The organism is Gilvimarinus xylanilyticus (assembly GCF_024195295.1).
Taxonomy (GTDB): domain Bacteria; phylum Pseudomonadota; class Gammaproteobacteria; order Pseudomonadales; family Cellvibrionaceae; genus Gilvimarinus; species Gilvimarinus xylanilyticus.
In genome coordinates this window covers 1,752,371-1,773,261 of the sequence record NZ_JAMFTH010000001.1, presented here as the reverse complement: position 1 = coordinate 1,773,261, position 20,891 = coordinate 1,752,371, and the positions used below count along the sequence as shown (strand labels likewise).

At 54.9% G+C, this 20,891-nt stretch carries 24 protein-coding genes and 4 tRNA genes; 19 read left to right on the top strand and 9 right to left on the bottom strand.

Going from position 1 to position 20,891, the window contains the following annotated elements; translation table 11 throughout:
- Nucleotides 1-50: 50 nt before the first annotated feature.
- Nucleotides 51-521 carry a tRNA (uridine(34)/cytosine(34)/5-carboxymethylaminomethyluridine(34)-2'-O)-methyltransferase TrmL gene (gene trmL / locus M6D89_RS07700; RefSeq protein WP_253967432.1) on the bottom strand — a complete coding sequence of 157 codons (471 nt, stop codon included), beginning with the start codon at nucleotides 519-521 and terminating at the stop codon, nucleotides 51-53.
- A 283-nt stretch (nucleotides 522-804) separates the two neighbouring features.
- Between trmL and M6D89_RS07695 the strand changes: the two genes are divergently transcribed.
- Genes M6D89_RS07695 through M6D89_RS07685 form a run of 3 tightly spaced genes read left to right on the top strand, consistent with a single transcriptional unit; the run spans nucleotide 805 to nucleotide 5,543 of the window.
- On the top strand, nucleotides 805-2,094 hold the full coding sequence (locus M6D89_RS07695; protein ID WP_253967431.1) for an NAD(P)/FAD-dependent oxidoreductase: 1,290 nt from the start codon (nucleotides 805-807) through the stop codon (nucleotides 2,092-2,094).
- Complete coding sequence (locus tag M6D89_RS07690; RefSeq protein WP_253967430.1) at nucleotides 2,094-4,748, top strand: nitrate reductase; 2,655 nt, start codon at nucleotides 2,094-2,096, stop codon at nucleotides 4,746-4,748. Before M6D89_RS07695 ends, M6D89_RS07690 begins: the two co-directional genes overlap by 1 nt.
- A gap of 33 nt (nucleotides 4,749-4,781) precedes the next feature.
- Nucleotides 4,782-5,543: a VIT1/CCC1 transporter family protein gene (locus M6D89_RS07685; protein ID WP_253967429.1), complete on the top strand. Its 762-nt coding sequence runs from the start codon at nucleotides 4,782-4,784 to the stop codon at nucleotides 5,541-5,543.
- Here M6D89_RS07685 and M6D89_RS07680 read toward each other — a convergent pair.
- The gene (locus M6D89_RS07680) at nucleotides 5,538-6,065 is read right to left on the bottom strand and encodes a glycine cleavage system transcriptional repressor (RefSeq protein ID WP_253967428.1); all 528 of its coding nucleotides are present in this window, start codon (nucleotides 6,063-6,065) and stop codon (nucleotides 5,538-5,540) included. The genes M6D89_RS07685 and M6D89_RS07680 overlap by 6 nt on opposite strands.
- 48 nt (nucleotides 6,066-6,113) lie before the next feature.
- On the opposite strand from M6D89_RS07680, the gene M6D89_RS07675 reads away from it, so the two are divergent.
- The 3 genes from M6D89_RS07675 to rlmM are packed head-to-tail and all read left to right on the top strand — an operon-like array spanning nucleotide 6,114 to nucleotide 8,039.
- Entirely contained in the window at nucleotides 6,114-6,350 is a 237-nt protein-coding gene (locus M6D89_RS07675; RefSeq protein WP_253967427.1) for a YheU family protein, read from the top strand.
- The gene (locus tag M6D89_RS07670; RefSeq protein ID WP_253967426.1) at nucleotides 6,343-6,990 is read left to right on the top strand and encodes an alpha/beta family hydrolase; all 648 of its coding nucleotides are present in this window, start codon (nucleotides 6,343-6,345) and stop codon (nucleotides 6,988-6,990) included. Before M6D89_RS07675 ends, M6D89_RS07670 begins: the two co-directional genes overlap by 8 nt.
- The gene (rlmM, locus tag M6D89_RS07665) at nucleotides 6,987-8,039 is read left to right on the top strand and encodes a 23S rRNA (cytidine(2498)-2'-O)-methyltransferase RlmM (protein WP_253967425.1); all 1,053 of its coding nucleotides are present in this window, start codon (nucleotides 6,987-6,989) and stop codon (nucleotides 8,037-8,039) included. Before M6D89_RS07670 ends, rlmM begins: the two co-directional genes overlap by 4 nt.
- Here rlmM and M6D89_RS07660 read toward each other — a convergent pair whose 3' ends face one another.
- Together M6D89_RS07660 and M6D89_RS07655 are read right to left on the bottom strand one after the other, a co-directional pair.
- Nucleotides 8,040-8,321 (bottom strand): antibiotic biosynthesis monooxygenase family protein, encoded by a 282-nt coding sequence (locus M6D89_RS07660; RefSeq protein WP_253967424.1) that lies wholly within the window; start codon nucleotides 8,319-8,321, stop codon nucleotides 8,040-8,042.
- Nucleotides 8,322-8,493: 172 nt separating this feature from the next.
- Nucleotides 8,494-8,850, bottom strand: coding sequence for a hypothetical protein (locus tag M6D89_RS07655; protein ID WP_253967423.1), 357 nt, complete (start codon nucleotides 8,848-8,850; stop codon nucleotides 8,494-8,496).
- A 256-nt stretch (nucleotides 8,851-9,106) separates the two neighbouring features.
- Between M6D89_RS07655 and tusA the strand changes: the two genes are divergently transcribed.
- Entirely contained in the window at nucleotides 9,107-9,349 is a 243-nt protein-coding gene (gene tusA, locus M6D89_RS07650) for a sulfurtransferase TusA (RefSeq protein ID WP_253967422.1), read from the top strand.
- Between the two features lie 18 nt (nucleotides 9,350-9,367).
- Here the strand turns inward: tusA and M6D89_RS07645 are convergent, their stop codons facing one another.
- Nucleotides 9,368-10,063 carry a hypothetical protein gene (locus M6D89_RS07645; RefSeq protein WP_253967421.1) on the bottom strand — a complete coding sequence of 232 codons (696 nt, stop codon included), beginning with the start codon at nucleotides 10,061-10,063 and terminating at the stop codon, nucleotides 9,368-9,370.
- A gap of 193 nt (nucleotides 10,064-10,256) precedes the next feature.
- On the opposite strand from M6D89_RS07645, the gene M6D89_RS07640 reads away from it, so the two are divergent.
- From M6D89_RS07640 to M6D89_RS07620, 5 genes are all read left to right on the top strand, one after another.
- A complete protein-coding gene (locus tag M6D89_RS07640; protein ID WP_253967420.1) occupies nucleotides 10,257-10,823 on the top strand; it encodes an elongation factor P hydroxylase in 567 nt (188 codons plus the stop codon).
- Nucleotides 10,820-11,737 carry a 5'-3' exonuclease gene (locus M6D89_RS07635; protein ID WP_253967419.1) on the top strand — a complete coding sequence of 306 codons (918 nt, stop codon included), beginning with the start codon at nucleotides 10,820-10,822 and terminating at the stop codon, nucleotides 11,735-11,737. The genes M6D89_RS07640 and M6D89_RS07635 overlap by 4 nt, the downstream gene beginning before the upstream one ends.
- Nucleotides 11,734-12,873 (top strand): 4-phosphoerythronate dehydrogenase, encoded by a 1,140-nt coding sequence (locus tag M6D89_RS07630; RefSeq protein WP_253967418.1) that lies wholly within the window; start codon nucleotides 11,734-11,736, stop codon nucleotides 12,871-12,873. The genes M6D89_RS07635 and M6D89_RS07630 overlap by 4 nt, the downstream gene beginning before the upstream one ends.
- A gap of 66 nt (nucleotides 12,874-12,939) precedes the next feature.
- Nucleotides 12,940-14,073, top strand: a complete 1,134-nt coding sequence (locus M6D89_RS07625) for an ATP-NAD kinase family protein (RefSeq protein ID WP_253967417.1) — start codon at nucleotides 12,940-12,942, stop codon at nucleotides 14,071-14,073.
- Nucleotides 14,073-15,023 carry a class I SAM-dependent methyltransferase gene (locus M6D89_RS07620; protein ID WP_253967416.1) on the top strand — a complete coding sequence of 317 codons (951 nt, stop codon included), beginning with the start codon at nucleotides 14,073-14,075 and terminating at the stop codon, nucleotides 15,021-15,023. Before M6D89_RS07625 ends, M6D89_RS07620 begins: the two co-directional genes overlap by 1 nt.
- On the opposite strand, the gene M6D89_RS07615 is transcribed toward M6D89_RS07620, so the two are convergent.
- Together M6D89_RS07615 and M6D89_RS07610 are read right to left on the bottom strand one after the other, a co-directional pair.
- Nucleotides 14,998-15,462 carry a hypothetical protein gene (locus M6D89_RS07615; RefSeq protein ID WP_253967415.1) on the bottom strand — a complete coding sequence of 155 codons (465 nt, stop codon included), beginning with the start codon at nucleotides 15,460-15,462 and terminating at the stop codon, nucleotides 14,998-15,000. The two genes, M6D89_RS07620 and M6D89_RS07615, sit on opposite strands and share 26 nt — an antisense overlap.
- Before the next feature lie 10 nt (nucleotides 15,463-15,472).
- Nucleotides 15,473-16,687, bottom strand: a complete 1,215-nt coding sequence (locus M6D89_RS07610) for a pyridoxal phosphate-dependent aminotransferase (protein ID WP_253967414.1) — start codon at nucleotides 16,685-16,687, stop codon at nucleotides 15,473-15,475.
- A 110-nt stretch (nucleotides 16,688-16,797) separates the two neighbouring features.
- Here M6D89_RS07610 and msrB point away from each other — a divergent pair, with 110 nt between their 5' ends.
- Complete coding sequence (msrB, locus tag M6D89_RS07605) at nucleotides 16,798-17,202, top strand: peptide-methionine (R)-S-oxide reductase MsrB (RefSeq protein WP_253967413.1); 405 nt, start codon at nucleotides 16,798-16,800, stop codon at nucleotides 17,200-17,202.
- On the opposite strand, the gene M6D89_RS07600 is transcribed toward msrB, so the two are convergent.
- Nucleotides 17,193-17,960, bottom strand: coding sequence for a hypothetical protein (locus M6D89_RS07600; protein ID WP_253967412.1), 768 nt, complete (start codon nucleotides 17,958-17,960; stop codon nucleotides 17,193-17,195). The genes msrB and M6D89_RS07600 overlap by 10 nt on opposite strands.
- A gap of 236 nt (nucleotides 17,961-18,196) precedes the next feature.
- Between M6D89_RS07600 and M6D89_RS07595 the strand changes: the two genes are divergently transcribed.
- The 4 genes from M6D89_RS07595 (at nucleotide 18,197) to M6D89_RS07580 (ending at nucleotide 18,564) form a co-directional block, all read left to right on the top strand.
- A tRNA-Glu gene (locus M6D89_RS07595) sits at nucleotides 18,197-18,272 on the top strand.
- Nucleotides 18,273-18,274: 2 nt separating this feature from the next.
- Nucleotides 18,275-18,350, top strand: a tRNA-Gly gene (locus M6D89_RS07590).
- 60 nt (nucleotides 18,351-18,410) lie between these two features.
- Nucleotides 18,411-18,486, top strand: a tRNA-Glu gene (locus M6D89_RS07585).
- 2 nt (nucleotides 18,487-18,488) lie between these two features.
- Nucleotides 18,489-18,564: transfer RNA gene (locus M6D89_RS07580), tRNA-Gly, on the top strand.
- 129 nt (nucleotides 18,565-18,693) lie between these two features.
- On the opposite strand, the gene M6D89_RS07575 is transcribed toward M6D89_RS07580, so the two are convergent.
- Complete coding sequence (locus tag M6D89_RS07575) at nucleotides 18,694-19,098, bottom strand: PA2817 family protein (RefSeq protein WP_253967411.1); 405 nt, start codon at nucleotides 19,096-19,098, stop codon at nucleotides 18,694-18,696.
- 56 nt (nucleotides 19,099-19,154) lie between these two features.
- Between M6D89_RS07575 and M6D89_RS07570 the strand changes: the two genes are divergently transcribed.
- A complete protein-coding gene (locus M6D89_RS07570) occupies nucleotides 19,155-20,093 on the top strand; it encodes an ABC transporter ATP-binding protein (RefSeq protein WP_253967410.1) in 939 nt (312 codons plus the stop codon).
- Nucleotides 20,083-20,856, top strand: coding sequence for an ABC transporter permease (locus M6D89_RS07565; protein ID WP_253967409.1), 774 nt, complete (start codon nucleotides 20,083-20,085; stop codon nucleotides 20,854-20,856). Before M6D89_RS07570 ends, M6D89_RS07565 begins: the two co-directional genes overlap by 11 nt.
- The last annotated feature ends 35 nt before the right edge of the window (nucleotides 20,857-20,891 follow it).

Sequence of the window (20,891 nt, the reverse complement as noted above, 5' to 3'; positions counted from 1 at the left end):
AGCGTCTCTCTTGTAAAAGGCGCCCATGATAATGGTTTTAATTCGGTTCGTTAAGGCAGTGCGGCGCCGGCAAAATCCAGCTGGCGCCAGGCCTCGTAGACAATCACCGACACGGCATTGGACAAGTTCATGCTGCGACTGTTCGGGCACATGGGGATGCGCAGCACCTGTTCGGCGGGCAGCGACTCGCGAATCTCCGCCGGTAGGCCTCGGGTCTCGGGGCCGAACAGCAGATAATCTCCGGTGCGGAAGGGGGTTTGATCCGGACGGGCACGGCCCTTGGTGCTTAGCGCGAAGATGCGCTCCGGCCGTGCGCGCTCTAAAAAGGCCTCCCAGCTGGGATAGGTTTTAAGGTCGCGCCACTCGCCATAATCCAATCCGGCGCGCCGCAGCCGTTTGTCGTCCAGCACAAACCCTAAAGGTTCTATCAGATGCACTTGGCAATCGGTATTGGCCGCCAGACGGATAATGTTGCCGGTGTTGGGGGGGATTTCGGGTTCAAACAGGACGATATGAAACATGTCTTTTCTCGGTCGTCATTAGATACAGGCTTGTATTCTACCAGTGTTGATGGTTAAGGCCGTGGTTCTTTTCTCTGTGCCCGGTCGTCAGTGTCTATGTTGATTGGCCTGGCTTTTGCTGCTGCCCCCATAAACCCATTGGACCCCCGTAATGGCGCAATCTGAGCACGATTAGGGTGCGTTTGCACGCTATTGCTCTCCATTGGGGTGCGTTTTGTGGGTTGCAGGTGGCGCCAATAAGGTGCGCTCGGGTCGGTAGTTCTGGTGCGTCCGGTAGCAAAAGGTGGCAGATTTGAGTAAGGCTAAGCAAAAATTACTGATTGTCGGCAATGGTATGGCCGCAGGTCGTTTTTTAGACGAGCTGATCAAGCGGGGTATTTCCGGCTTTGAAGTGACCGTGATTGGCGATGAGCGCCAGGGCAGTTACAACCGCATTATGCTCTCGCCCGTGCTCGCGGGGGAGACCGATGTGCCTGCGATTATCGGCAAACCCAGCAGCTGGTATCGGGACCAGGGTATTCGCTTTGTTAGCGGTGTTCAGGTGAAAGCGATCGAGCGCGCGCAAAAGTGTGTGTTAACCACCGAGGGCAATCGCTTGCGCTACGACCACTTGGTGTTGGCGGTGGGGTCGCGCCCCGCGAAAATTCCCGCCGAAAATCAGCAGCTGGATAATATTTACAGTTTTCGAACCTTACGCGATGTTGACCGCCTGCTGAATAAGGCGCGCTTTCACGAAATGCATGGCCGCAAAACCGATACCGATGCGTTGGTGATTGGCGGTGGCCTGTTGGGGCTAGAGGCCGCCTACGGTTTGGCGTTAAAAGGCTTGCGGGTGACTCTGGTACACCGCTCGGGCTGGTTGTTAAATCGTCAGCTAGACCCCATCGCGGCGGGTTACTTAAAGCGTGCATTAGAAGCCAAAAACATCGAGTTTATGCTAAGTGATGAGGTCGCGCGCTTTACCGGCACCCACGAGTTAAAAGCCGCGGAGTTTAAGTCAGGCAAGCACTTAAGTTGTAAATTGTGTGTGATCGCTACGGGTATTACTCCCAACAAAGAGTTGGGGCTGGCTGCAGGGTTAAAAGGTGAGCGCGGCGTGGCGGTCAATGCGTTTATGGCCACCTCTGATGAGAGTATTAGCGCCCTAGGCGAATGCGTGGAATTTAAAGGCGATACTTTTGGTTTGGTAGAGCCAATCTGGCAGCAGTGCACGACGCTGGCCGAGCGCCTGTGTAATAACATCAAGCTCCCTTTTGAAAATAATCCGGTGCCCACTAAGTTAAAAGTCTCGGGGGTTAATTTGTTTTCCGCCGGCGAATTCCTAACCACTGATGAGCACCGCGAGCTTGTCTATCAAGACGATAAGGCCGGCATTTACCGCAAATTACTGCTGCGCGATAACCGCATTGTAGGCGCGGTACTGATTGGTGATGCCCGCGACGGTCAAGATTACTTTTCTATGCTGACCGAGAAAAAAGACGTGACCGAGATCGCGCCCTTTTTGTTGATGGGACGCGCCTTTTACCAAACCAATGAACAGCCAGATAGCAGTGACGAGACAGAGGCCGCTTAATGAATTTGCCTGAGAAGTTAATAGCATCCGATACGGTCAATACCACCTGTTGCTATTGTGGCGTCGGTTGCGGCGTAACGGCGGCTGTGGCGGATAACCAAGTGGTGGCGGTAGCGGGGGATAACCAGCACCCGGCCAATAAAGGCCGTCTGTGTATTAAAGGCTCTTCGCTGCACGAAACCCAGAGCTCGCCCGACCGCTTGCTGAGCCCAATGCTGCACGGCAAACCGGTGGATTGGGATACGGCGCTTGATTATGGCGCCGCGAAGTTTCGCGATATTATCGAGCAGCACGGCCCGGATGCAGTGGCATTTTATTTGTCCGGCCAACTGCTAACCGAAGACTACTATGTGGCCAACAAGCTAATGAAAGGCTTTGTGGGCACCGCGAACATAGACACCAACTCGCGCCTGTGTATGGCCTCGGCGGTGGTGGCTCATAAGCGCGCCTTCGGTTCAGATGCCGTACCCGGTTGCTATGAAGATTTAGAACAAACCGATGTGTTGATAATGGTGGGGTCCAATACTGCTTATGCCCACCCAGTGGTGTACCAGCGTATTGCCAAGGCCAAAGAAGAACGGCCCGATATGAAAATTGTGGTGCTGGACCCGCGCCGCACCGCCACCTGTGAAATTGCCGATATTCACTTGCCTTTGCGTCCGGGCACCGATGCCTACTTTTTTAACGGCTTGTTAACTTATCTGGCGGATCATAATGGCATAGACCAGGACTTTGTGGATACGCACACCAATGGCTTTGACGACAGCTTGGCGGCCGCGCGCGGACAGGTGCCGGATATCACCGCCGCCGCCCATCTGTGTCAGCTAGAGCGCGCCGATGTCGAAAAGGTGTACCAGTTGTTTGCGCAAAACGACAAGGTGGTCACGGTTTTCTCTCAGGGGGTTAATCAGTCCTCGTCGGGGGTGGATAAAGGCAATGCGTTAATCAATTGCCATCTGGCCTCGGGAAAAATCGGCAAGCCAGGCGCGACACCGTTTTCCATTACCGGCCAGCCCAATGCCATGGGCGGACGTGAAGTGGGCGGCTTGGCGAATCAACTGGCCGCCCATATGGGCTTTGATAAGCCCGAGGATATTCATCGGGTGGAGCAGTTTTGGCAGGCTCCGAATATGGCCCGCAAAGAGGGCCTGAAGGCCGTGGATATGTTCCGCGCTATTGAAGAGGGCAAGATTAAAGCCGTCTGGATTATGGCCACCAACCCGGCGGTTACCATGCCCGAGGCGGGTCGCGTGCGCAAAGCCTTAGAAAAGTGCGACCTGGTAATGGTGAGCGATTGTATTGGCAATACCGATACCGCCAAACTGGCAGATTTAGTCCTGCCCGCTACCACCTGGAGTGAAAAGCACGGTACGGTAACCAATTCCGAGCGCTGTATTTCTCTGCAAAAAGGCTTTTTAAATGCGCCGGGTGAGGCGCGACACGACTGGGAGATTATCTGCCAGTTTGCGCAAAAGCTGGGCTATGGCGAGCATTTTAGTTACTCCCACCAAGTCGACATTTTTCGCGAGCACGCTGCGCTGTCCGGATTGGATAATAACCATAGCCGGGGTTTTAATATCTCGGCGCTGGAAGAAATCGACAAAAAAGATTACGAGAACTTTGCCCCTTTGCGTTGGCCGGTAACCGACCAGTCGCCTGAGGGCACCGATCGTTTATTTACTGATGGCCGATTTTATACCCCCGACGGTCGCGCGCGTTTTATTCCTATTGAAGCGCGACTGCCTGTTAATACCCCGGCGGCCGATCAGGTAATTTTGAACACCGGTCGCATACGCGATCAGTGGCACACCATGTCGCGCACGGGCACGGCGGCCAAATTGCTGGGCCATGTGGATGAACCCTATATTGATATTCACCCCGAGGACATTGAACGATTTGGGTTAATTGAGGGCGATTTGGCCGTTTTGGCCAATCAGGGGCAGCGCTATTTTGGGCGGGTTAAAAAAAGCGCGGATCAGCGCGAGGGCGAGGTGTTTGTCCCCATGCACTGGAACGGCAAATACGCCGCCTCTAGCTGCGCCGATGCATTGGTTAACGCGGTAGTGGACCCCATTTGTGGGCAGCCCGAATTTAAACACAGCCCGGTTCGCATCAGCCCATTTAAACAGGCCTGGAATGGCTTTTTGGTGTGCGCTGACGACATTACACCGGCGTGTGAATACTGGGCCAAAATTACTCTTGATGGCGGTTATAAATTCCGTCTGGCGGATGGCGAGTGTCCGGATAACTGGGCCAGCTGGGTAAAAAATCAGTTCCCCCATATCGATGATTGGGTGGATGTGTGCGATTCTGGCCAACAGTTTTTCCGCGCGGCGGGCTTCACCGGTGGGCGTTTGCAGGTCGTTTTCAGTGCGGCCACGGATAAAACCTCGGCCCGCGAAATGCGCTGGTTGGAACAGCAGCTGGGACAAGAGATTGATGCCAATACTCGATTTGCCATTTTGGCGGGGATACCCGGTGGCGGTGTTGAAGACGAAGGCGCCATGGTGTGTTCCTGTTATCAGGTGGGGCAGAATACGATTGCCAAGGCCATTAAAGGGGGTTGTGCCAGCGTTGAGGCCCTGGGTGAAAAACTTAAATGCGGCACCAACTGCGGTTCGTGCATTCCCGAGTTAAAGGCACTATTGCGTTAATTATTGTCAGTCCTCTTGCGCTATACTCGGGGCATGGCTCAATCCAAATCGGCAAAGCTGCGCCAGCAACTGGTGCAGTCTCATCAACCTCAGCGTATCGCCCGGCGACTTTCTCAGGGGCCGGGCAACAGCTATTTGCGCGATTTTATTTACGGTGCCATCGACGGTTTAATCACGACCTTTGCGATTGTCGCGGGCGTGGCCGGTGCCGGGCTTTCGGTGTCGGTTGTGGTGGTGCTGGGGCTGGCGAATTTATTGGCCGATGGCTTTAGTATGGGCGCCAGCAATTTTCTGGGGGTACGCGCCGATAATCAACGCATAGAGAAAACCCGACGACAAGAGCACTTGGAAGTCGAGCTCTACCCCGAAGGCGAACGCGAAGAAATACGGCAGATTTTTGCGGCCAAAGGGTTCTCTGGCGCGCAGCTTGAGGATATTGTTGCCACCATTACCGATGACAAAAAGCTCTGGGTGGACACCATGCTGCAAGACGAGCACGGGTTTAGCCTGCAGCAGGCCTCGCCCCTAAAAGCAGGGCTGGCCACTTTAAGCGCGTTTGTTTTGTTGGGAGCTTTGCCGCTGCTGCCTTTTTTGTTGGGCCTGGTGGGCGTTGATCTGGCTCACCCCTATCGTTTTAGCCTTGTTCTTACCTTTGTGGGCTTTGCCTTGGTCGGCGCCGCTAAGGGTCGCCAAGTGGGCAGTTCAGCCTGGATTTCGGCACTTGAAACCCTGGCCATAGGTGGCGCTGCCGCTGGCCTGGCCTATTGGGTAGGGGCGCTAATCAGCGGTTTATGACGCCGGGGGCTGCTCCAGGCGAATATCCACCGCCAGCTCATCGGCAATTACATCCAACTGGTCGTGCAAATTGTCCAAATCAACTTGGGCGGGAACATGGATAATGCCCGTGGCCTCGAACATCGGCTCGCCCGACCAGGGCATGCTGGAGCAGTCGGTTTCCAGCTCGTCCACGCTAATGTGGCGCTCGGCAAAGGCATTGGAGATTTCCGCCACAATACCGGTGCGATCCGGCCCCACCACGCTAAAGTGATAGGCGGGCAGAGACGAGTCGCTCCCCTGGTTGGCGTTTTCCACCACTACCTGAAAGCCATCACCGGCTAAGGCCAGAAGTGCGCTGCGAAGCTCGGCGTGATGTTCCTCGGCCACCGCAACCTGTAGAATACCGGCAAATTTACCGGCCAGGTGCGACATGCGGCTCTCTTGCCAGTTACCGCCGTGGGCGCTAATGGTTTGCGCGAGCTTTTGTACCACCCCCGGACGATCGTCGCTGATGACAGTGAGCACTAAATACTGATTCATTGGCCAGTCCTTATTCTTGTTGCACGGGCTAACCCCGTATAGATAGCTATGATCATACCTTATCAAACCTTGCCCGCCGATACCTTACAGGCTCTTTTAGAAGAATTCGTGACCCGCGAGGGGACCGAGTACGGCTTTGAAGAAGTTGAGCTGCAAACCAAAGTGCAGCAGTTACAGCAACAGTTAAAGCGCGGCGATATTTTTATTGTATTTGATCCTGCTTTGGAGACCACCTCGCTGGTGCCCAAACGCGATGCCCAAGAGGCGGGGCTACTGAATGACTGAGCCCCAACTGATATTTAACCGCGCTGGCGATAACGCTCCTTTACTGGTACTGGCCCACGGCGCCGGCGCCCCCATGGACAGCGTTTTCATGGAGCAGATAACGACTGAGTTGGTGGCTTTGCAGGTGAGCGTCGCCAGGTTTGAGTTCCCCTATATGCGTCAGCGCCGCGAGGGCGGAAGTAAGCGGCCTCCCGATCGCCAGCCGGTGCTGATAGATACCTGGCGTCAGGTGCTGCAGCAATTTGATGCCACGGGGGAGGGCGACGTGTTTATCGGTGGCAAGTCGATGGGCGGGCGAATGGCTGCCATTACCAGCGCAGAGCAAAAGGTTAAAGGCGTGATTTGTTTTGGCTATCCGTTTCATCCGCCAGCCAAACTGGAAAAATTGCGCCTGGAGCCTTTGGCGCAATCCCCATGCCCTTTATTGATTGTTCAGGGCACACGGGACAAACTGGGCAGTCGCGACGATGCTGCCTCGTATTCTCTGCCGCAACACTTACAGATTGAATGGCTGGAAGATGGTGACCATGATTTAAAGCCGCGAGTCAAAAGCGGTTTTACCCACGCCCAGCATATTCATACCGCGGCAAACAAAGCGGCCCGCTTTATTCACTCTATTCACGCCGGAGAAACACTTTGAATCACCTATATATGCACTGTCGGCCCGGTTTTGAAAAGGAGTGCGCCGCCGAGATTACTGACATCGCCAATGACTTGGGGATATACGGTTACCCCAAGGCCGAAGCAGGATCGGCTCTGGTCACTTATGTGACTCACGAGCCCGAGGGGGCATTGGACTTGATCCGTAAACTGGCTTTTTACAAGCTTATTTTTGTGCGTCAGTGGTTTGCGGGCACAGCGGTAGAGCTACCCGACCCCAGCGATCGGCTGACGCCTTTGCTGGCAGCGGCCGAGGCCTTACCCAATGCCTGTGATTGGTGGACAGAGACTCTGGATACCAACGACGGCAAAGCCATGTCGGCGCTCAGCAAAAAGTTCGCTAGGCCGTTCGCCGCCGGGTTAAAAAAACGCGGCTTGTTAAAACCCGGTAGCCCTTGGCGCCTGCACCTGGTGTTTATTTCCGGCAATTACGCGCTTTTAGGCGTCGCGCCAGTAGCGAACAGCGCCCAGTGGCCTATGGGGATTGCCCGTTTGCGTCAGCCGTCGCAAGCCCCCAGCCGCGCCACGTTAAAACTGGAAGAGGCCTGGCATCATTTTATTCCCGCAGAGGATTGGGATACCCGCTTGACAGGCGGTTTGCGCGGTATTGATTTGGGCGCGGCACCCGGTGGCTGGACCTGGCAGTTGGTCAACCGCGGTATGTTTGTGGATGCGGTGGACAATGGCCCGATGGCCGAGTCGTTAATGGAAACCGGGCAGGTGACCCACCACTTAGAGGATGGTTTTATCTATCAGCCCAAAAAGCCGGTGTACTGGCTGGTGTGCGATATTGCCGATAAGCCTGCTCGGGTGGCGAATATGATTGGCGAGCGCGCGCTGGACGGACAGTTTAAAGAGGCGGTGTTTAATTTAAAGCTGCCCATGAAACAGCGCTATGCCGAGGTGGTTAAGTTGCGCGATCGTTTGTTGGATTTATTCGCCGAGCACGACCTAAAAGCCGAGCTGGCTTTTAAGCAACTCTATCACGATCGCGAAGAGGTTACCGGGCACTTGCGTCTGCTCGGCTGATTACTTTTTCAGCAGGGTAATCTTCTCAAAATCCGCCAGGGTAGGGTTAAGTTGATTGAGGGTTTCGTGGCGTTCGTCACTGTAATACCACTGTTTCCAGTCGTGCAGTGAACGCCACTTGGAGAGTAAATAGCGATGGTTGGGCCGCTGAATATCTTCCAATGTCTCGCCGTTAATAAAGCCCGGCGCCCGGTGGGCGGCCTCTAATGCTTGTTGCGCGGCCAGGTCGTAGTTGCCTTCCATGCCGTCGGCGATATGTCTTTCAACCAATACGTAAATCATTGCGAACCTTTCTACCGGTTTAACTAGGCGTACCTTTATAATAACGGCGCCCGTGTATTTTTATTGTAACGCAAAACCGCAGAGGGGGAAGCCTTGCCGCATGAGTTTAAAGGCGCGCAAGCTGGAAATTCTGCAACGCAGTGGGAGATCCAAAACGCCGGGCGTGCCCGGGTTATTGTTGGGCCTGCTCTATCAACCATTCGCCCACGGCGATCCACTGACGTAAAACCTGCTGCAAAGCTTGGGTAGAATTGGCTTGGTTGCGACCTTGGGCCAGCCATTGATTGCCCATATGAGTCAGTTGCGCGATCACCTGGCTGATGCCTTCCGCCCCCAGGTGTTGGTATAGCGTCTGGTTGGTTAGGGCTTTGTGCCTTTCTTTGCGCGCCTTTTGACTCAGCGCTAACAGCGTATCGGCAAGCCCCGGCAGGTGCGGGCGCAGTAAAGTCGCGGTTAATGCCAGACAGTCGCCGTTTAGCTCAGTCGGCGCGGGGCCCGAGGGTGGAGAACTTAGGTACAACGATGGCATCTGACAAACTCCCGCACGCAGTGCGCTACGCCATAAAACCCAAAAGTAGTGTCGCCCCTGTGCTTTGGTTGTCGGTATTGGTTCGCCAATTCGGCAATAGAGCGTGAGGCCTACAGGCGGTTGGCAAAGTAACGGGCTGGGGTGTTGGTGGCGTGGGAATCGCTGTGAGCACCGTGTAAACTTAGGGCTGCCTGTTACTATGCAGTTTAGCAATACCTTGAGCGGCCCACTTAGAATTAATAGATGATCTAACGCTATGAATCACCAGATTGATAATCTTTTAGACACCAGCGGGTTATTGTGCCCCGAGCCGGTCATGATGCTGCATCAGGCCGTGCGGGATATGCAGGCGGGACAAATTATTCAGGTTAAAGCGACCGATCCTTCAACAACCCGGGATATACCCAAATTTTGTCTGTTTTTAGGGCACGAGTTGTTGGAGCAAAGCGAGACCGAAGGAGTGTTTTATTACACCCTTCGGCTACAGGAAGGTGAGTAGGGCACCGGCAAAAAGCGGTTAATTTTCCTCGACCAAAATGGAAATGGCGGCCAAAGCTTCGGGGTCCTCGGCTTTGATCTTGTTGGCGATCTGATGCTGAAAAAAGTAGCGAAACTCGTCGTTAAGTTGCGCCGGGTACAGGCATTTGTCGCCGGGTAATACCGGTGTACTGCTGACTTTATCGGCATCGGTTAACATGCCGTAAATATTGCCGTCGTGCAGCAGTCGCCAGCTAACGACTTCTACCAGCGTGAGCTGGTGAGTGGTCTCGTTGGCCAGAACCGCGTGGGTGCCGATGGTGTCGGGCAGCTCTTGCACCACATCATCGTCGTTATCGCACTCAAGCTCGTAGTACTCGGCCGCGGTTTCAAGCTCGATGATTTTGTGTATGGGAGCGTCAAAGAAGACTTCGTCGATTCCCACGTCATAGTAGCCTTCCCACTGACCGTTTAACGGGTCAAACACTTCGGTGCAGGCGACAATGTCATTAAGCCAGGGCACCAGGCCCACCACTTCGCCGTTGGCGCGCAGGCCCCAGGCGAGGATTTTTAAGCTGAACAGCTTGTCCGGATTGCTTTCGTTGGAGTAGAGCATCTCCAAACCGTCCAGCTCGGGCGACAGGCGAATAAAACGCTCGTCGTGCAGCTCGCGGTAGGATTTGCCAGAGAAAAAGTCGACCACATTGTCATTGTGGCTTTTAGCGGGGGTCTTCATAATACACCTCCTGAATGAGGCCATGACATCGCCGAAAGCGTCGTCGGGAAGGCTAACCGGAAAATATTTCGCGCCATCACTACATAAGGTATATGCTAAAACGCCCGCACACAATACCTATGCTGTAAATTTTTGCTCTGGCTCTGCTTGGCAAACCCCCAGAGTTTGTAAATGTTTAAACGAGTTACTGATTTTGACCGCTTTTTCCCCACAGATAACCCATAATTGCCGTGATTTGGAGCATCTATTTAATCGCTGCTTTGCCTCAAGCGAAAATACCGTGTTGCGTGGGGGCGCGAGCGAGCCTTTATATGCCCCGGCGCGGGGTGACCAACCCGCAGTAATAGCGTTTACCCAGAATTATTTCGCCAGCGCCCTGCACGAGGTGGCTCACTGGTGTGTGGCAGGCCCCCAGCGTCGCGCCCAAGAGGATTACGGTTATTGGTATGCTCCCGATGGTCGCAGCGCCGACCAGCAGGCGGAATTTGAGCGGGTCGAGGCTCGGCCTCAGGCGCTGGAGTGGATTTTTTCGCGCGCCGCTGCTTGGCGGTTTAGAGTCAGTGCCGATAACCTGACGCAAAACCTGGGCCCTTCCAGGGCGTTTAAGCTGGCGGTGGCTAACCAGGCCATCGCTATCTGTCATAACGGGCTGGCCCCGCGTGCGAGGAACTTCGCTGAGGCGCTGCTGGAGTATTATCGACCTGAGCGAGATAGAAACTGGTTGCTGGATGAGCAGCATTTCCGGGGAGAGAGTCTTTGAGCCCGGCCCCCGTGTGTCTGATCGACGCTTCCATCTATATTTTCCGCTATTATTTTTCCCTGCCGCCCAATTGGATTTGCGCTAAAACAGGCTTTTCTACCGAAGCGGCTTATGGCTACACGGGTTTCTTGCTGAAATTATTGCAGGAGCAAAGCCCGCCCTGGGTAGCGGCCTGCTTTGACGAGAGTTTACAAAGTGGGTTTCGGCATCAGCTATCGCCTGTTTATAAAAGTTCGCGCGCGCTGCCCGACGAGACGCTGGCTTATCAGTTAAACGCCTGCCGCCAGGTGACCGAGCTTTTGGGGGTGGCAAGTTTTGCCAGTGCGGAATACGAGGCGGATGATTTGTTGGCCAGTTTGTCGCGAGTCTGCCGCGCCGCAGGCCCCGAGCCTGTGGCCGTGCTGAGTCGCGATAAAGACTTAAGCCAGATTATTGCCCGGCCTCAGGATTTTTTATGGGATTACAGCGCCGATAAACGTCACTACCCGGACGATATTGAACGCCGTTTTGGGGTACCCCCTGAACAAATGGCCGATTTCCAGGCTCTGGTGGGGGACAGCTCTGACGATATCGACGGTGTGCCCGGCGTGGGCCCAAAAACCGCCGCCGCATTGCTAACCGCTGCCGGCAGTCTGGACGCGCTTTTGCAAAATCCCGAAGCGGTGGCGTCTTATCCCATTCGCGGCGCCCGGTCTTTAGGACAAAAATTAATCGATTATCAGGCGCAAATCCTCCTGGCCCGGAAGCTGGTGACCCTGGTGGATACTGTCCCATTAATCGATCACCGACGCGAGCTTGTCGCGCGCCCCATCCAATTAGAGGCCTTTGCCGAGTTTAGTCGGTCGATGGGCTGGCCCGCGAGCTTTATTGCCAGGGCCCGAACAATCAACGAATACAGGACACTGAGTGCATGAAAATCATCGCCGACGAAAATATTCCCCTGGTAGAAGAGTTCTTTGCCCCCCACGCCGAGATTGTCCGTTTGCCTGGGCGGAATATGACCGCCGAGCAGGTACGCGATGCCGATGCGCTCTTGGTGCGCTCGGTCACCAAGGTTAATGAGGCTCTGTTGGCGGGCTCTCAGGTTAAGTTTGTGGGTACCTGCACCATCGGCATGGACCATCTGCAGCAGGATTATTTAACCAAGCAGAATATTGCCTTTACCAATGCGCCCGGCTGTAACGCCAATTCGGTGGTGGAGTATGTCTACGCCGCGCTCTGTTATATGAATATCGACTGGCGCCAGCGCACAGTGGGTATTATTGGCTGCGGTAATGTGGGCGGCGCGCTCTATCGGGCGCTTAAAGCCCAGGGGGTAGAGTGCCGTTGCTACGATCCGTTTTTAACCGCCGCCGACAACCCGGATTTGGCCGAGCTGGATGATGTGCTGCAGGCGGATATTGTCAGCATGCACACCCCTTTAACCACCTCCGGGCCTCACCCCAGCCGGCATTTGCTAAGTAAAGAGCAGCTCCAGCTCTTGCCCCCGGGGGCGGTACTGCTAAACGCGGGGCGGGGGCCGGTAGTGGATAATCAGGCGCTGCTGCAGGTACTGCGTGCGCGCGATGACTTGCAGGTGGTGCTGGATGTCTGGGAAACAGAACCCAATTTTTCCACCGACTTACTCGAAAGGGTCACTCTGGGCTCACCTCATATCGCCGGCTACAGCTTTGACGGTAAATTGGCAGGCACCTCGATGATTTATCAGGCCTTTTGCCGTCACTTCGGGTTAAGCGAGCAGATCAGCCTGGCGCAGGTGACTCCCAAGGTGGCTAATAACACCCTTAGTGCCGAGTTAGAGGGCGACGACTGGACCGCGATCTGTGACTTAGTGGCGCAAGTTTACGATATTGAAGACGATGACCGCGCCATGCGCAAACTCGCCCGCCAGCACTTGGACCATGGAGTCGATTTGGGTGCGGGGTTTGATTTGCTGCGCAAACACTACGCCATCCGGCGCGAATTTCACAATTATCAGGTCGCGGGAAAGGTAAAAAAAGAGCCGCTGGCGAAGTCGCTAGCGGCCCTAGGATTTCATTTCAACAAATGAAAATGACTGACAGAGGCGCAAAGCGCATATCTGGCGACCACCCTAACCTTAAAGTATGACGTTTGTATGACGCGGCTAAAACTCGGCATTATTGTTAACCCTTTTGCGGGCCTGGGCGGTAGCTTGGGACTAAAAGGCAGTGACGATCTGGCTTTGGTGCGTGAACGCGCCGGGCACGGTGGGCTGCAACCCCACGCTCCCGCGCGCATGGCTCGAGCGCTTGCGCCTTTGCAAGAGCACTCGGACACACTGGATTTTTTCGCTTTCGACGGCTCCATGGGTGCAAATTTGCTGCGCGAGTTGGGTTTTAACCCACAGATACTGGGCGCTCCCCAAGCCGATCAAAGCACGGCGGCGGATACCGCTCGGGCGGCGCGGGCCATGCACTCGGCGGGGATAGACTTGCTGGTGTTGGCCGGTGGTGACGGCACGGCGCGCAACATCGCCGATGCGGTGGGCCTGTCCGTGCCCTGTTTGGGGGTGCCCGCCGGGGTAAAAATTCACTCGGGCGTCTACACCACCAGTCCCGAGGCTGCCGGACGGGTGTTAAAACGCCTGGCCGACGGGCTTTGGGCGCCTTTAATCGAGCGCGAAGTGCGCGATATTGACGAGCAGGCATTTGCGCGCGGAGTGGTCAGGGCTCGCCATTACAGCGAGCTGTTAGTGCCCGAGGTGCCCGAGGCCCTGCAGCAGGTTAAAAACGCCGGCGCCGAGGTGGATGAACTGTCGCAGCTGGATCTCGCCGACGGGGTGATCGAGCAGTTGGACCCCGGAACCCTTTATGTGGTCGGGCCGGGCTCCACCACCTACGTTATTTTGCAGCAGCTCGGTCTCGAGGGCACACTTTTGGGGGTGGATTTACTGCTGGACAACCAGCTGCGGCAAAAGGACGTCAACGCCGCACAAATCCGCGAGGCTCTGGCGGCGCATGCTGGGCCGGTCAGAATTATGGTCACTGCGATCGGCGGCCAGGGGCATATCTTCGGGCGCGGCAATCAGCAGATCGCGTGGGATATTATCGAGCAGGTCGGGCGCGACAATATTTGGCTGGTGGCTACGCCGGAAAAACTCAAAGCCCTAGAGGGTAGGCCGCTGCTGGTGGATACCAACAATCCCTCGCTCGATCGCGCCTTAAGCGGCGCACTGCCTGTCACTACCGGCTACCGCCAGCAAGTTATTTACCCCGTGGGAGAAATTTAGTGATACTCGATAAGGCGCGCATAGAACGCTTATTGGCCGATTTTGAGCGCGATGCGGCGGTGGACAGCCGCCGTCTGTTTCACGGTCGGGGCCAATGTTATCCGGGCTATGAAACCCTGGTGGTGGATTACTTCCAGCCGGTCATTTTAATCACCTTGTTTGCCGAGCCATCGGAAGGTGTGGTAGCCCAGCTGGTGGCAGAGCTGCAGCCTCTTTTGGCGGGCGCGGCCAATTGTGTGCTGCTGCAAGAGCGCTACCTCGAAGGGGCCCCCACCCGCGAACTGGTGGGCTCAGTGCCCGAGACCTGGTATGCCCGGCGGGGCGAGCTGGTGTTTAAACTTGCCCTTCAGGGGCAGCAGAACCCCGGTTTTTTTCTGGATATGGAGCCGGGACGTCAGTGGTTAGAGTCCCATGCGAAAGATAAGCGCGTGCTCAATCTGTTCGCCTACACCTGCGCGTTTTCGGTGGTGGCGGTGGCCGCCGGTGCGACCAAAGTGGTGAACGTGGATATGAGCAAGTCGGCCCTGGGGCGCGGGCGAGACAATCACCATTTGAATGGTCTGGACAAAGCCCGCAGCCAGTTTTTGCCCGAGCAAATCTTAAAGTCCTGGAGTCGGATTCGCCGCCCCGGCCCCTATGATATTGTGATTTTCGATCCGCCCAGCTTCCAAAAGGGGAGTTTTGTGGCCACCCGGGACTACGCCAAGTTGCTGCGCCGTGTGCCCGAGCTAATGACCGAAGGTGGAGAGGTGCTGGCCTGTTTAAATGCTCCCGAGCTCGGCCCCGAGTTTATGAGCGAGCTGTTTGCTGCTGAGTGCCCCGAAGCGCGATTTGTTCAGCGCTTGCCGGGCTCCCCGGACTTTCCCGACGCCCAGCCCGAGCGCCAGCTAAAACTCTTGCACTATAACTACCCGGGGCCAGGCTTTAGCGATTCAACAGGATCTGCATAATTGCGTCCACGGCGTTGGACGAGCCGCCGCGCAGCGCGGCTCTGACCAAGTCGATGGCAGGGGCAAAATCCCCCTCAATGTCGCTTTGCTCTAACACCGGCTCAAGTTGAGCGTTAATCTGGGTAGCGTGATTAGCGAGTCGCGAGCGACAGCTAATTAAGGCGCTTAGTAGGGTAAAGCCCTTGTGGGTGAGAGTGGCCTGGTCCACCGCCTCCTGGCGCACGGTGTCCTCATAGCGAATATAGCCTTCGTCCGCCAACCACATTAAGCAGGACAAACACGCCATATGACGGGGGCTGTGCAGGCCGAACTCATCCGGCGCGTCGGGTCCGGCAATATCTTCCACAAACATCGTCAGCTTGCGCGGAAAACTGCTGTATAGCATGTTGAGCGCGCGGGCGGCGTCTTTGTGAAAATCGCTGATATGGATATCGGCCATGCCCGCTCCCTTACTGTGTGTAGCGTTCCAAAAATTCGCCCAAGCGCTCAATGGCGCGGGTTAGCTCGTCCTCGCGGGGCAAAAAGACAATTCGCAAATGGTCCCGATCGGGCCAGTTAAAAGCTGTGCCCTGAACTAATAGGATTTTTTCCTGAATTAAAAAGTCCAGTACCATCTGCTGATCGTCTTTGATCTTGTGGCGATTGAGGTCGATCTTGGGGAATAAGTACATGGCCCCTTTGGGTTTGACGCAGCTCACGCCAGGTAATTCCGCCAGCGCCGCCAGCGCCGCATCTCGCTGATCGCGCAGGCGGCCGCCGGGGATAATCAGCTCGTTAATGCTCTGATAACCACCCAGCGCTGTCTGTACGGCGTACATGGCGGGCACATTGGCGCACAACCGCATTGAGGCGAGCATCTCAATGCCCTCAAGGTAGTTTTTGGCCTTGTGCTTGGCACCGCTCACAATCATCCAGCCGGCGCGAAAACCCGCCAGCCGGTAAGACTTGGACAAGCCGTTAAAGCTAATGCACAAGGTGTCGCGCACCAGCCGCCCCAGGGGGACAAACTCGGTGTCGTCATAGAGAATCTTGCTGTAAATCTCGTCGGCAAAAATAATCAGGCCTTTTTCTTCGGCCAGTTTTACCAGCTGCTCGAGAATCTCTTGGCTGTAGACCGCCCCGGTAGGATTGTTGGGGTTGATCAGCACCAGGCCCCGGGTTTTGTCGGTAATTTTCGACTTAATGTCGTCAATATCCGGGTACCAGTCCGATTGCTCGTCGCACAAGTAGTGCACAGCTTTACCACCCGCGAGGTTGACCGCGGCGGTCCACAGCGGGTAGTCGGGGGCGGGAATCAGCATTTCATCGCCATTGTTCAGCAGCGCCTGCATGGACATGACAATTAATTCGCTGACGCCATTACCCAGGTAAATATCGTCGATATCCACATTGGGAATGCGCAGTTTTTGGCACTCTTGCATAATCGCTTTGCGCGCGGCAAACAGGCCGCGCGAGGCCACATAGCCCTCGGCGTTGGGCAGGTTGTAAATAACGTCTTGAATAATTTCATCCGGGGCGGCAAAACCGAAGGCGGCGGGGTTACCGATGTTCAGTTTGAGAATGCGGTGGCCTTCTTCTTCTAACCGGTAGGCGTGCTCTAGCACGGGCCCGCGTATGTCGTAGCATACGCCGTTGAGTTTGTCGGATTTTTGAATCGTCTTCATTTACAGTAAACTGCCTTGCCAATATTGAATGTGGCGCCGAGGGTGAGGCTTTTTAGTTTGGAAACCGGTAATCATCCGGTTTGCCGGGCGCCTGTGTCAAGGAAATCGTTATGTCTGAATCCGATAAGTTTACCGAACAATACTTTCGCGAGCGTTTGTCCCCCGAGCAATACCATGTGCTGCGGGAAAAAGGCACCGAGCGGCCCTTTACCGGAGAGTACTGGGATGTGTTTCGCGAGGGCGAGTATTTATGTCGCGCCTGCGGCGAAAAATTGTTTGCGTCGGATACCAAGTTTGATGCCGGGTGCGGTTGGCCCAGCTTTTACGCGCCCGCCAATGAGCAGGCGGTAGCAGAGGCCTTTGACAGCAGCCACGGTATGCGACGCACCGAGGTGTTGTGCAAGCGTTGCGGCAGCCACTTGGGGCATGTGTTTCCCGATGGTCCGGCACCCACTGGGCTGCGCTACTGCATTAACTCAGCGTCTATCGATTTGGCTGATAAGGATCAATCGTAAATCTGTTTTTTCTTCCAGTCTTCGGATTCTTCAAACGCTTCCCACTGCTTGCGGGTTTGTTCTTCGTCTTCGGCCTCGGCGGCGGTGCCGCCCGCGAGTTCGGGTTGCTGCGCTTCAAGCTTGTTGATGATCGCGCTCAGCTGCTCGACCTGCTTTTTCACGTTTTGCCGCGACGCCTCTTTTAATAAAAGCTTACGAGCCAAGGTGTAGTAATGGATGGCCAGGCGGGGCTTTTGATCGTTTAGTGCCTGTTTCGCTTGCTGGCTGTAATTTTCAATGGTGCTTTGCAGAAGCAGACGGCGAATTTGCTGGCTATAAGTGGCTGCTTGGGGTGGGGCAAGGCGGTTCTTTTCGGCTTGGCTGGCGATGTAGCGTCCCAGTTCTTGCAGTAGAGGGCGTACCTGGTTGAGCTGCTCTGGGGCCAACTTTACTTTGCCTGAAAGAGACGCTTGCTGAGTTTCTAATTGCTTACTGTAGTGCTGAAACTGCTGATCGTAATCTTCTTTGGGGGCCAGTTTGGCCAGCTGTTCGCAGTTGTTGAGCAGCGATCGGTATAGAAACTGATTGAGCTCAGTGGTGAGGTAGCCGGGAGGAAAACCGGCCACCAGTTGTTTAAACAGTTGTTGGCGTTTTTGCAGGGCATTGAGCACACGCTGCTGTTGTTTGCGCTTTTTAGTCAGGTGCTGACTAATAAAGACGTAGCAGGCCAGGGCTGTAAGCAGAATAATCAGGCCGGCAATCAGATATACGGGCGTCATTATTAGATTCCGTTTGGCGTATAAAGCCTTGAGAGTATAGCATTTTTGCTATTATTGCAGCCCGGTCGCGACGGGTGTGGGGCTCAGCACCCTGTCTGTTGATTGCCCATTAGCCGTTTTGGCGATTACTTGAGCGGCTGTAAGTTGTTGTTTAGCCTCATTAAAAAAATACAGCGGAAAGTGTTGACAGGTGGCCAAGCTGTACTTAGAATGCGCCCCTCTTTTGACGAGACGCTGTCCCCTTCGTCTAGAGGCCTAGGACACCGCCCTTTCACGGCGGTAACAGGGGTTCGACTCCCCTAGGGGACGCCATTGCGGAAATAGCTCAGTTGGTAGAGCACAACCTTGCCAAGGTTGGGGTCGGGAGTTCGAGCCTCCTTTTCCGCTCCACTTTCCCCTTTTTGGGGCAGGTAGTGTCAATGTTAAAAGAGGTTATAGGTTAAGTCCTAAGTCCCCTTCGTCTAGAGGCCTAGGACACCGCCCTTTCACGGCGGTAACAGGGGTTCGACTCCCCTAGGGGACGCCATTGCGGAAATAGCTCAGTTGGTAGAGCACAACCTTGCCAAGGTTGGGGTCGGGAGTTCGAGCCTCCTTTTCCGCTCCAAATTCAAAGGGTCAGCGCTTGCGCTGGCCCTTTTTTGGTTTAAGCGGCTGAATTTTCCCGTTTGCTTCTTTAATGGGGCCGCGCCGAGCGCCAAACTGTTCAGCGTTCAGCTGCTATACTCTCGCGGCTTTAATGCAAGCCCAGTATTTTTGCTCGCTCCTGCTCGTAGTTAAAATCTTGTCCGTTGCCAATGGCCTCATGTAACCGTTCATCCAGGCGCTGGAACTTATCGATTTCTTCGTCGGGCATGTAGTGTAAGCAGTCGCCGCCAAAGTGCCACAGCAGGTCGCGCGGCAGCAGAGGGACCAGGTGGGCGTAGGCAGCAATGGTGCGGCATACAACCCATTGGCCAGTTTCGGCGTATTCAGTACCCGTTAGCTGAGGGAGGGACTCAAGCTGCTTTAAATAGTGCAGTGACTCGGCGTCGCAGTCATCGTCAATAAACGGCGGTTGTTGCTGCGCCGCTTGAATAAAGCGTGCCAGCAGTTGCCGTTGAACGTCGCGGTATTGGGTTTCGGCCGGGGTGAGTGACATCTTCTCTCCAAAATGTTTGTTAAGCCACAGTTAATGTGGGTAATTCAGGGGTCATTATGACAGCTGCGCTCTCGATAAAAAATCTGCGCAAAACTTACGGCAATAATTTTGAGGCGCTTAAAGGGGTTTCCCTCGAGGTGCAGGCCGGAGATTTTTTTGCGGTGCTGGGGCCTAACGGCGCAGGCAAGTCCACCACTATTGGGATTATTTGCTCGCTGGTGCGCAAAACCTCGGGCGAGGTAAAGGTGTTTGGTCACGACATCGATACCGACTTCTCCGCTGCCAAGCAAGAGCTGGGTATTGTGCCGCAGGAGTTTAACTTCAGCCAGTTTGAAAAAGTCCGCGATATTGTGCTGCAGCAGGGTGGTTACTACGGCATGCCCCGCGCCCAGGCGGCCGAGCGCGCGGATAAATACCTGCGCAAACTCGGGTTGTGGGACAAGCGCGATACGCCCGCCCGTATGCTGTCGGGCGGCATGAAAAGGCGCTTGATGATTGCCCGGGCGTTGGTGCATGAACCGCGAGTTTTGATTCTGGACGAGCCCACCGCCGGTGTGGATATTGAGCTGCGCCGCTCCATGTGGGAGTTTTTGCGCGAAATCAACGCCGAAGGCACGACCATTATTCTCACCACCCACTACCTGGAAGAGGCCGAGAGCCTGTGCCGCAATGTGGCGATTATTGACCACGGTGAAATAGTTCAGAACACCAGCATGAAGTCTTTACTTAAGCGCTTAAATAAAGAGGTGTTTATTTTTGATGTCGCCGGTGATTTGCAGAGCGCGCCAACGCTTGAAGGGCACGATGTGCAGTGGATTGATGAGCATTCCTTTGAAGTCGAGGTAGAGAAGGGGCAGAGTTTGAACCACTTGTTTGCCGAGCTGACCCGCCAAGGGTATGAGATTGTGAGTATGCGCAATAAAGCCAACCGTCTGGAAGAGTTGTTTGTCTCGCTGGTTGCCAGTAGTCGTGCGGAGGTATCTCATGGAAATTAATGCTCAGTGGGTTGCGCTCAGCACCATTGTGCGCAAAGAAATAAAGCGATTCTCGCGCATCTGGGTGCAGACCCTTTTGCCGCCGGTGATCACCATGTCACTGTATTTTGTGATTTTCGGTAAATTAATCGGTTCGCGCGTGGGAACCATGGACGGCATTAGTTATATGCAGTTTGTGGTGCCAGGTTTAATTATGATGTCGGTACTGACCAACTCATATTCCAATGTGGTGTCGTCGTTTTTCAGTGCCAAGTTTCAGCGCTCGATTGAAGAGTTGTTGGTTTCGCCCACACCCAATGTAATTATTTTGCTGGGTTATTGCGCCGGAGGTATGGCCCGCGGCCTGATGGTGGGCGTTTTAGTGACGGCGGTGGCCTTGTTCTTTACGGATATTCAGGTGCACAGTTGGCCGCTGACCGTGAGTATTATTATTTTAACCTCGCTGTTTTTCTCGCTGGCGGGTTTTATTAATGCCGTTTACGCCAACACCTTTGACGATATTTCGATTGTGCCGACATTTATTCTCACGCCACTTACCTATCTGGGCGGGGTGTTTTACTCCATTAATTTATTGCCCGACTTTTGGCAGGGCGTGTCGCAGTTGAATCCCATCTTGCATATGGTAAGCGCTTTTCGCTACGGCATGCTGGGTGCCGGGGGGGAGTATGTTGTCTACGCTTTTATCGGGTTAATACTTTTTACCGGGGTGCTGTTTGCGGTGGGTTTGCACTTATTAAAATCCGGTAAACGCCTGCGCGCTTAGTGGGTCGTAGAAAATTAAGGGTTAGGTATTAAAAG